At 55.8% G+C, this 10,927-nt stretch carries 7 protein-coding genes and 1 pseudogene; 5 read left to right on the plus strand and 3 right to left on the minus strand.

Features of this window, described 5'->3' with window-relative positions:
* A pseudogene (locus tag GYA94_RS20900) lies at nt 1-444 on the minus strand (restriction endonuclease); the annotation flags it as partial.
* Nucleotides 445-969: 525 nt separating this feature from the next.
* Between GYA94_RS20900 and GYA94_RS20905 the strand changes: the two are divergent.
* A complete protein-coding gene (locus tag GYA94_RS20905; protein ID WP_161893013.1) occupies nt 970-2,367 on the plus strand; it encodes a tyrosine-type recombinase/integrase in 1,398 nt (465 codons plus the stop codon).
* A gap of 49 nt (nt 2,368-2,416) precedes the next feature.
* Here GYA94_RS20905 and GYA94_RS20910 read toward each other — a convergent pair whose 3' ends face one another.
* The gene (locus GYA94_RS20910) at nt 2,417-4,942 is read right to left on the minus strand and encodes a hypothetical protein (RefSeq protein ID WP_161893014.1); all 2,526 of its coding nucleotides are present in this window, start codon (nt 4,940-4,942) and stop codon (nt 2,417-2,419) included.
* Nucleotides 4,942-7,089: an McrB family protein gene (locus tag GYA94_RS20915; protein WP_255326971.1), complete on the minus strand. Its 2,148-nt coding sequence runs from the start codon at nt 7,087-7,089 to the stop codon at nt 4,942-4,944. The genes GYA94_RS20910 and GYA94_RS20915 overlap by 1 nt, the downstream gene beginning before the upstream one ends.
* A 233-nt stretch (nt 7,090-7,322) precedes the next feature.
* On the opposite strand from GYA94_RS20915, the gene GYA94_RS20920 reads away from it, so the two are divergent.
* The 4 genes from GYA94_RS20920 (at nt 7,323) to GYA94_RS20935 (ending at nt 10,831) form a co-directional block, all read left to right on the plus strand.
* Nucleotides 7,323-7,673, plus strand: coding sequence for a hypothetical protein (locus GYA94_RS20920; protein ID WP_161893015.1), 351 nt, complete (start codon nt 7,323-7,325; stop codon nt 7,671-7,673).
* Nucleotides 7,674-7,742: 69 nt separating this feature from the next.
* The gene (locus tag GYA94_RS20925; protein WP_161893016.1) at nt 7,743-8,711 is read left to right on the plus strand and encodes a DUF932 domain-containing protein; all 969 of its coding nucleotides are present in this window, start codon (nt 7,743-7,745) and stop codon (nt 8,709-8,711) included.
* 75 nt (nt 8,712-8,786) lie between these two features.
* Nucleotides 8,787-9,791: a YqaJ viral recombinase family nuclease gene (locus GYA94_RS20930; protein WP_161893017.1), complete on the plus strand. Its 1,005-nt coding sequence runs from the start codon at nt 8,787-8,789 to the stop codon at nt 9,789-9,791.
* Between the two features lie 89 nt (nt 9,792-9,880).
* Nucleotides 9,881-10,831 (plus strand): recombination directionality factor, encoded by a 951-nt coding sequence (locus GYA94_RS20935; protein WP_161893018.1) that lies wholly within the window; start codon nt 9,881-9,883, stop codon nt 10,829-10,831.
* Nucleotides 10,832-10,927: the final 96 nt, after the last annotated feature.

The following is a 10,927-nucleotide window of genomic DNA, read 5'->3' on the forward strand; positions in this document are numbered from 1 at the left end:
GTTCGCCGGACGCTTACCTTCATCCTGCAAAGGCGATAGCTTCGCATAGCTCATGATGGCATCGTAATCGGCTTGGGAGATGGGCCGGACCCCGTCACGCCAATAGTTTTTCGTGCGATTAGCGGGAATTGTCTCCAGATACACCCCGTCGTTTTTGGAAAGGACAGGGCTCTCAAAGGGCGTAAAGCTCTCGATGAATGCGTACAGATCACCTTTATCACTCTTTGAGTCCGGGTAGACCTTGCCGATGCGTGCCTTGCCAAAATAATGCGGCGCGTCGCTAAGGCGCGCGGACGTAAAGGCTTTGTCCTTGATACGGCCTTTGTAGTAAATCACCTCCGTTCCCTGCACGAGCAACGTTTTGTAGCGTTTGGGGAAGTGGTACACAGCGCCTGTCTGATCATCCCACCGGGATAGGTCATTCTCAACGATGATGACGGGCATGAAGTTTCCTCTCCGTAGGTGATAAGAGCCTACCAAAAAAGAGGAGATTTCCTACGGCAAACTGAAGATGGACTCAGCCTTCAACGCTTTGTGACTGCCCACGACTTAATCATTAAAACGTTGTCCGGGGTCGGTTGGGGGCACAGCGCACGCCGTCAACGTGACCGCACATTTAAATTTAGCAATATGTGGGCTCAGATCCCCGGCTTACCAGATCGCTGTGCAGGGATACATTGTTCCGCAAACGAAAAAGCCCAATCGTCACCGACTGGGCTTTTTCGTTTCAATAATGGTCGGGACGGAGTGATTCGAACACTCGACCCCTTGCACCCCATGCGCTTATTTCGTGGATTCCCATGGATCGCATCGGACACTACCGGACTGCCTTAACCCTAGTAAATACGGTACTTACAGGCTAATCTTGCATCCCACAGCGTCCAATACCGTCCACCACCAGCCAAGCGATTCGGTGGGGCAAAAGTGGGGCAAAATTCTAAGCTGACCGAATCGGGCAAGGGGTAGAGTGTGGCGAAGCTGACAGCGAAACAGTTAGAGGCACTAACCGCAGCCGACGATGGCAAGACACTTCGCGAGGACGGCGGCCTGGTCGCCAAAGTCCGTGCCGGTATCCGCGGCGTTACTGTCCTGTTTCGCTATGAGTTCAAACTGGACGGTGCCAAACGCGACCACCGCCTGGGTAGCTGGCCAAAAAAATCTCTGGCTCAGATTCGCGCCGAGCGTGATGAAGTAAAAGCCACAGCCTCGAAAGGGGTTGATCCAACTGCAGCCCGCAAAGCCGCCAAGATCGAAGCTCAAGCTGCAATCGCCGCAACCATTGCCGAGGCTGAACGGCAAGCCGCCGAGAACAAGACGATATCCGACCTGTTTGAGGAATGGATTCGCGACGGCGTCTCCCGACAAGACGGCAATGCCGAGCTGATCCGTAGCTTTAAGAAGGACGTCCTGCCGCTGATTGGCAAGAAGCCGCTGCGCAACCTGACTGAGAAGGATCTGCTCGCCGTACTGCGATCGGTCAAATCTCGTGGCCTCAATCGTACCGTCGTCATCCGCAGCAAGGACATAGGCCAGATGCTGCGCTGGGCTGAGAAACGCAAGCCATGGCGTGGCCTGATGGCTGACGGCAATCCTGCCGACCTGATTGACGTCAATAAGCTGCTCGACCATGACTACGAAGAACAGCGGGACCGACTGCTCTCCCCTGACGAAATTCGAGAACTTCGTGACATCCTCGAACGCCTGGAGAAAGACTACGAAGAGCTTCCTGCTGGCCAGAAGTATTCAGGCATTCGCCCGGTCAACACGCGAGTCCAGTGCGCTCTGTGGATCTGCCTGAGCACCCTCTGCCGTATCGGTGAACTGCTTAAAGCCGAGTGGCGCTATGTGGACCTGGAGAAAGGCACCTGGTTCATCCCAGCCGAAGCCACCAAAGGCCATAAAGGCAAGCGCCAGGATCACCATGTGTTCCTGTCAGCATTTTCCATCATGCAGTTCAAACGCCTACTGAGAGAAACCGGTGATACGCCGTTCTGCTTCCCCAGCAAGGACGGCCAAAGCCACGTCGACACCAAGACTGTCAGCAAGCTCATCGGAGACCGGCAGTGTCGATTCAAGAACCGCACCAAGCCTCTGGCCGGCCGGCATCACGACGATTCTCTGGTGCTAAGCATGGGCACTAAAGGCGAATGGACACCGCATGATCTGCGGCGCACCGGCGCGACTATGATGCAGGAACTGGGCGTGACACTAGAAATCATCGACCGCTGCCAGAACCACTTGCTGGGAGGTTCAAAGGTACGGCGGCACTACCTGCACCACGATTACGCCAAGGAGAAAACCGAAGCATGGCGGCTTCTAGGAGGGCGACTAGAAAAGATCCTGATGATGCCTGAAAACAACCAGTAAACCATACAGGCAGCAACCGGCCACGCACTAGTGAAAGTGATAAAGAAACTCAACTGAACCCTGCATCAAAGTAGGAGCCACAATCTGGACATATGACGTTTGTCACCTGGTCTGCGACAGTATTGTGATAAGTCCACAGCGTGCCATTCTTGAACAGCGAGGTCTTACAGTTGTAGCAATGGGTTCTTACGGTCCACACCCCACAACGCCTGCAGTCGAGAAGCCATCTTGCTGCCCCGCTTTGCGTAATCTTTGCCTGGATCGCTTCAGGCGCATGACATTCGCCACAGCCTAAGCAGAAGCTGCGGGATGTCCATGTACTGTTGCCATTCTCATCAGGCTCCGGAAATGCTTTCTGGAATACCATAGTCAGCAGTCGCTTAAGGTGCTGAGTTGCTTGCATCTCGGCAGACGCTACGCCCAATTGAATCCAGCCCTTCCGATGGGATTGGGTACTACCGTAATCACAATGCACTCCCCAGTCGAGCGGTGACGACGCAGGACGCACTGTCGATTCGCTAGGCTGTAGGATAAAAACTCTTCCGTTTGCCACCGCCTTGTCATACCCCTTCGCCAGAACCAACTCGTCCAGTGTCTGGCGCAGCTCCCCTTTCTTCCAGATGCTTCTGAACTTGGCATCCATCACGAGACCTCCCAGCGGCCTGTTTTCGTGATCTAGATGACCAAATTGCATCTTGGCTATATCGATAACCTCTAGAACAAAGTCAGGTCGCCGCCCCGTGAGCATTTCCGACTGGAGAATGAGGGCCACCTTCATTTCTAGGTCATCGCGTAAAAACTCGAACCTGACGTCACTTGCGCGCGAAAGTGAGATCGCGATGAGCTTCTCTTGCCAACCAGGCTCGGGCTCGAACCTGAAGTCGTGCACCAACAGCATGAATATTTTCAGCAAGCACCACTTTTCATAGATGTCACTGGCATGAAGGATTCCGACACTATTGATCTCTTCCAATTTCGACAGATCCAGGCCGCCACGCTCCATGAGTTCACGGATTTTTTTGAACGCTGACAAACAGGTCGCGTAATCAGGATTGGAGACAAATCGCATTCCCGTCGGGAAGCTCGAACTGCTTGATACGCCCAAGTGGTCAAAGCTGGCATCGATTTTCGCCAACCTTCGAGCTCCCCGACCCATCTCATCAACTGACGAAGAAATAACTTTTTTCTTTCGGAGAGACTGTTCTGCTCGTCGCTGACCTGCATCCGCTTCGCGCTTAAGCTCCCTCCGCTCATTACTAGAGAGGCGAACAAGCCAGTTATTTCCTTCAAGGACTCGCCTCTTCTTAGCTCTTTTCTCGAGCGAGTCCGTTTGGGGGATAACTTCATGTATCGAGGTGAATGTGAGCTTTCTAAATTGCTTCCCTTTATTCGTCTTCTGCAAGACGGATTCCACACTACCTATGATCGTATAATTTCGGCAAAAGTGAAGACAGCCCAAAATCTTCTCGAAAAGCTCCTCAGGGAATACAGCCACCCTGTAGTCAATCTTGTCTTCTGCTTTAACCCCTAAGTCATCCTGTGGCGTATAAAAAAATGAAAACCCATGGCCATATCTTTTTCCCAGACGAATCGGAAACCGCCCAACCCTACCCGCCCCATCGCCAGGCTGATCTTTTAAGGCAGCAAGCGCGTCCAGCTTCCATTTAATCTCTTTCGTCTGTTGATCGAATACCTCGGGATCAACAGGGCGCATCTCCATTTCACGATTGCGCCGGGCGCGCTCAGTCTCCTGTGAAGCGAGCCTGTCAAGAAAGCCCAACTGCTGCGAAGCAGCCGACACATAGGCATTGGCCATTTTCAGGCAGACCGCTAACATATGCCGGAGGTAGCGGTTCTCGGCTATGTCCGCCGACTCGTCAAACACCCTTCCCGTGAGCTGACGGGCTACAGGATTGCGCACATACTCGCGAAAGCTGGCTACATTTGGGCGCAACTTCGCAACTGGCTGCGACGCCAGCCCTTCTCGAATGGTGACAGCGGGGGATGCTAAGACCCTTTGCGACGCAGCATGCAGCTCCTCGAGAGCCTCGGCGAGCTCGGCCCCGGTTCCAACACCCTTACCAGTTGCGGTGGCGTTGGCGGCATCGTTCATGATCATCCAGAGCAAATCGCCACGAAAATCGTCGACATACGCCTGTATGTCAGTGCGACCGAAGGCCGATAGGCGATTCTCGATCTGCAGCACTACATCGCCTATTCTGATGTTATAAGTGCCAGGGCTCCGTTGAAGCTCGCTGAAGTGGCGCTTGCCTGAATGATCCCAGCCATCATTTTGCAACCACCATATACCACCACCCTGCGGATCTGAAACCCGCAACATAGGGGTTTCCTGCCCCAATGCAGTCACGAAAACGGGCACTATCTCTTCGCCCACAGGCCTGAGACGAATACCGAGCCACGGATGAAAATCGTTGAAGATCGTGCTTTCAACAGCAAACCCACCTTCGGAGAGCGACTCAACATCTAGCGCAACCGATGAAATTTCGATTGTTCGGGCGACGCCTTCTGACTGCCACTCGATTGCCAGGTAGCGAGCTTCGATTTCTGGAAACATTAGCGAGCCCAGAAGTTAGCGATGCCGTTGTTACCTTCGGCCCGGGTGATCAATTGATCCAGGGAATCAACAGCAGACTCAGTCACGTCGACCAGGTCAAGGCTTCCCAATTCTTGTGCTAGCAAATCCCTGAGGCCGATCAGCAAATCCCTTCGCTTCTGCCTGTTGGTCGAAGCCTTCTCCGTATCAAGGATGATTTTGGGGAGAACCTTGTGTAGCACGACGTTATTCAAAGCAGCCACGGTCCAAATATCGGCCTCTTCACCCCGCCGGATATAGTTGAGCGATTGCCGGATTGCCCGTAGACCGAACTCGATGCCCAGCGGGTCGAGATAGTCCCGAGCTAGCCCGACCAACAGCTTTACCTGCGGATCGGCCTGATCGAAGGCCGGATACTCAGCGCGGACTCCGATGTCAGCGGCCAGCATGTTCATCGGCAGGCCCAAGTCCAGATCGAACTCCTCAACTTCGCCCTCAACCTCATCCCAGTCCGTCAACACCGGATTGCGAAACCGCATGACGTGCGCACGATCGAGGATCTTAGGCGAGAGATAGTGTGTGGTCTCGTCCACGTTGATCGCACCAATGATCCAGACGTTCGCTGGGAACCGGAATCCGGCGGGAATGTCGATCAGGCCGGAGATCGTGCGCCTTATCTTCGCGTGGTGATTGAGTACAGTATCTGCCTCTTGGAAGCCCGCTAGCCTGCGAAGCTCAAGGTTGGCTTGATCATGCATCAGAATCTCATTGAACGAGGCATCGTCTGGCAGTCCAGAGCGTTTTCTGGCTTCTTCCTCTAGCGCCAGGAAAATTTTGTTGTCGATAACAGCCTGCCGCTCCTCTGCCTCTGAGTACAGATGGATCCAAGGCGTCTCTCCGCGCGTTTCAAGCAGGCTCAGGAAGTCAGCAAAATAGTACTCCACGCGTGCGAGATTCATTTCATCAAGGCAGATGAAATGTGGAATTTCGGGCTCGCGCGCGGCAGCAAGGAGTGCCAACAGGAACTGTGATGGGTGGTAACGCCTTTCGATAGGGTTGTAGTACCCCAGCAGGTCCTCCGAGCCGGTCCAGTTGGGCTTCACCGGCACGATTGTGCAGCGCCCTCCGACTGCGGATGCCACTGACTTCACTAGGCTGGTCTTGCCGGAACCCGAATCCCCTGCAAGCACGATCAGATCGTTGGTGCGCAGCAGGGTGATGAAGTCGAGCAACTGTGCACGGGTATAGCGTATGCCCTTGTGCCAAAGATGTGCCTGGATATAAGAGGCCAACCGTTGGATATCTCCGCCAAGATCCTCTCGGAAGCGATGTCCTTCTCGTGCATCGGGCGCCCCTATAGCTGGAAACACCTTTTCCAGATCAGCCCTGTCAACTAGATCAAGCGCGACCATGCGCTCGCCCCTCTCCCTGAGAAAAGCTTCCAGCTCTCGAAACCTGTTTTCCAATGTATTTCTCCTCAGCACGAACTCTGCTTCCAGAGCCGCGATCCGCTCTATTCGCTGACCAACCTCTAAAGTGATTCGTCCGAACTCATCGTCGAGCGACATTTTTTCCGAGACAGCCGCTTCGAGAGCTGAATGCGCAGTGCGCAATTTCTCTTCAGCTTCAGATGTCTCACGATTTAGCCTGTCTTCTATGGCTTGGCGTGCCTTTGCCATGACCAGCGGCATCGCTTCAGATTGGATATTCTGGATGCCCAACCAGCTTTCGGGGATTTGACTGAGCGGCTCCAGTGTTCCAGTACGAACCATGCATGCAAGCGGATCGCCTCGCTCTTTCCTTTTGTTCAAAGGCGACAGATCCAACTCAGCTAACGCAAAGGTCTCGCCCCCGAAACGCCTCTGGAAGCTCAAAAGCTCGGAAGGAGGCACGAAAGCTGTCGGGCTTACTCTTGAGTTTTCTAGCGGTGGATGCAGCCTGATACCTGTATCAGCATGATGCAATTCCTCCAAAAAACCGAAAGTTCCGCCTTCGGCCAGTCGCAACTTACCAATAACCTTTATGTGCGAAGGGTCGTATTGGTCCCATGCTTGGGCCAGATATTTCAGTAGATCCACCTCTGGCCAAGTGAGCGATGGCAAGGGCTGCTCAGAACCCACATCGCCGGCAGCATTGAGCTCATTCTGCTGAATTGATTCAGCTGTCACATTTTTCCCCTTTGGAGCCGAAGGCGTTCTGACTAGAGCACTGCAGGAGAGAAGCCCTTACCCGGCCTGCAATGCAAATTTGAAATTGGCCGAAAGCATACGTCAATGCACGGCCTGATTGGGTCAACTAGAACCCGTTACGCCTTTGGATTAACTGGCTCACAGTCATTCGACTCGAAAAATTCTCAGCCACACATTACCGCAATGACATCAGCACCAAGGAGGATCTTCCTATGTCATTGCAGTGCCCTCGCTGTCACTCACCCAAAGTCGCTTCCTTCCACCACGCCATGAAAATCGGCGCAGCCGTCGGCACTGCTGGCGGGATTGCGCGCGGTGTTAGCTCCGCCCTGGCCGGTGGTCAGGCTGGCGCAGTTATCGGCGCCATCGCGGGGCCAATTGGTATCACCCTGGGCTCGGTCTCAGGGGCAATTCTCGGCGGCCTGATTGGAGGCGTTGGCGGCTGCGCTCTCGGAGCCCAGCTTGGCGATGCACTGGATCGTCACGTACTGGCCAACAACCTCTGCCTGCTCTGCGGCCACCGCTTCAACCTGCCCACAGCCAAGCAACTTCCCAACATCTAACGCTCACCTCAGTCACGCAATCCACTCGATTGCGTGTTAGGCCCCCTCACGCCTGGAGAATCCCCACCTATGGCACATCTCATCGAAACCATGGCCTATGCTGGCGCCACCCCGTGGCACGGCCTGGGCAATCAACTCACTCAGAAACAACCCATCGAAGTCTGGCAACGCGAAGCTGGCATGGACTGGCAGATCCAGGAAAGCCCCGTGCACTTCAAATCCGAAGTCGCTGGGCATCTTGGCGCAATCCACTCATTTCCTGAGCAAAAGGTACTGTTCCGTTCTGATACCAAAGCCCCGCTCTCTGTGGTCTCGCAGCGCTATCACACCGTGCAGCCGCGTGAGGTGCTGGAGTTCTACCGGGATCTGACCGAGGTATCCGGCTATGAGCTGGAAACGGCCGGCGTGCTGAAAGGCGGACGCAAGTTCTGGGCGCTGGCGCGTACTGGGCAAGGTGCTGCGCTCAAGGGTAATGACCAAGTCAATGGCTACCTACTGCTGGCCACCTCCTGCGACGGCACTCTGGCCACCACGGCAACACCGACCACTGTACGCGTGGTCTGCAACAACACCCTGACCATCGCCTTGGACGGTACCAGCCGCGCGATCAAGGTGCCGCACAACACCCGCTTCGACCCGAAGGCGGTGAAGAAGCAACTCGGTATCGCCGTCTCGCAATGGGACGACTTCATGTACCGCATGCGGGCGCTGTCCGAACGCAAGGTGCAGTGGCATGAGGCGCTGGGCTTCTTCATGAACGTGCTGTGTGAAACCAATCCAACCGCTGCGCTGCCGGAGCAACTACCCAACGAGCGCGCTCTACGCAAGGTTCAGGAACTGTACGAGGGGCGTGGACGCGGCAGTCAGCTCGCCTCAGCAAACGGTACGGTTTGGGGCCTGCTCAATGCCGTGACCGAGTTCGTCGACCATGAGCGCCGTGCACGCAGCAACGAGTACCGCATGGACTCGGCCTGGTTCGGCCAGGGTGCGCAGATCAAGCAACGCGCCCTGGATGCCGCACTACAACTCGCCGCTTAACCCTCAATCACTTCAACCCTCGCGCCCGGTCAGCCTAACGCTGGTCGGGCGTTTTTATGTCTGCAGGTGAACACCATGAAAGCAACGTCATTGAACGGCAGCACCAGCAAGAAACGCCCTGCCCTGCGCCTGGTCAGCACCAAGGAGCTGCCGCGCGAGGACTGGCTACAGATCCGCAAGCAGGGCATCGGCAGTTCGGATGCTGCCGCTGCCGTGGGCCTCAATCCTTACAAATCCCAGCTGGAGTTGTGGCTGGAGAAGACCGGTCGTGATGCCAGCATGCCGAAGGCTGATCCTCAGGATGAGGAAAGCCCTATGTACTGGGGCAACGTGCTGGAGCCCATCGTGGCCTGGCATTACAACAAGCGCACGAAGAACAAGGTACGGCGCATCAATGCCGTGCTCCAACATCCGGATCCGGAGCTGCCGTGGATGCTGGCCAACATCGACCGCGAGGTCATCGGGGCGGACGATGTGCAGATCCTCGAATGCAAGACAGCTGGCATAAACGGGGCACGCCTCTGGAAAGAGGGCGTGCCTGAGTATGTGCAGCTGCAGGTGATGCACCAGCTCGCCGTCACCGGCAAGCAGGCGGCGGATGTGGCGGTGCTACTGGGTGGCCAGACGCTGGAGATCCATCGCATCGAGCGAGACGAGCACATGGTCGCGCGCTTGATCGAGCTGGAGCGCCAGTTCTGGCACTACGTCGAGACGGATACGCCACCGCCAGCTGATGGCACGGCCTCCGCTGAGCAGGCCTTGCGCTGCCTCTATCCGGAGGACAACGGTCAGGCGGTCGACTTCTGCTGCAATGCCGGACTGACTGCGGCCTACATCGAGCTGAAAGCCGTGCGCCAATCGATTGCCGACAAGGAAAAGCGTGAGGCCGAGCTAAAGCAAATGCTGCAGCAAGCCATGGGCGATGCCAGTCGAGCGGATTTCAATAATGGCTATATCACCTGGCGCAAAGCCAAAGACAGCAGCGGTCTCGATGTCGCTCAACTGCTCAAGGACAAGCCCTACCTGCAGGCCAAATACCCACTACTGAAACCCGGTGCGCGGCGCTTTCTGGTCAGCTGAAGTTCACCCCGTTTACGCATCCCTCCCCTTAGCCAGCCCATGCAGTTCATGCTGCGTGGCTGGCTTTTTTCATTTTCAGGAGAGCCATCATGCTCAAAGGTTTAGCGATCACTCCGCCAGTGCTCGGCCGCATTTCGATCGGCAAAGTGGTCGAGAAGAACGGCAAGCGGCTGCCCGAGAAGGATGACCAATTCACCATCACCTCCCAGGTGCAAGGCAAGGAAGGCTGGTTGCTGCATCCGCTCAATGACGAACTGCGTCAGGGTAAGGAAGACAAATTGCGCAGCATTCCGGTACGCCTGTTGTTCAACGAGCCGGAGCTGAATTTCCGCGCGGACTACACCCTGTTTGATCGGCAGTCCGGTCGCCCTGTATGCGTCGGCAACGGTGAGACCTGCAAACGGCTCACACAGGATGGCATGCAGTCACTGCCCTGCCCCTCACCTGATGCCTGCCCGCTGGCGAAAGGTAATGCCTGCAAGCCCTATGGCCGGCTGAATGTGCTGATTGGCGATGAGGATCCGCTGGGTAGCTTCGTGTTCCGTACCACCGGCTTCAACAGCATCCGCACCCTGGCAGCTCGCCTGCACTACTTCCAGGCCATCTCCGGCAATCGCTTGGCATGTCTTCCGCTGGAGCTGCGCCTGCGTGGCAAATCGACCCGGCAAAGTCATGGTACGCCAATCTTCTACGTCGATCTGACGGTTCGTGGCGGTATGGAAATAGCCGAAGCGCTACAGGTGGCCAATGACCTCGATGCTCAGCGGCAAACCACGGGATTCGATCAGGCTGCTTTGGATGAGGCAGCAAGACGTGGCTTTAGCAATGGCGCATTCGAGGATAGCGGGGAAGACGTCGCGGCCATCGTCGAGGAGTTTTACGCCTCAGAAGAAAGCGTATCCCCAACCACCAATACGCCCCCACGACCTGCACCAAACAGCCTGGCCGAGAAGCTGGACGCACAAGCCCAACGCAAAACCCGTTCGGTTGAAAACAACCCAGGAGCCGATCATGCGACTGCACAAGCTGAAAGCCAGTGACACGACCGGCACCTACCTTGTCGAATCTCCGGTCACTGAAACCGACATCCTGCTGATGGCCCGCCAGTTAGCCACTCTGTATCCGCTCCATAAACC

Source organism: Pseudomonas juntendi (genome assembly GCF_009932375.1).
GTDB classification, from domain to species: domain Bacteria; phylum Pseudomonadota; class Gammaproteobacteria; order Pseudomonadales; family Pseudomonadaceae; genus Aquipseudomonas; species Aquipseudomonas juntendi.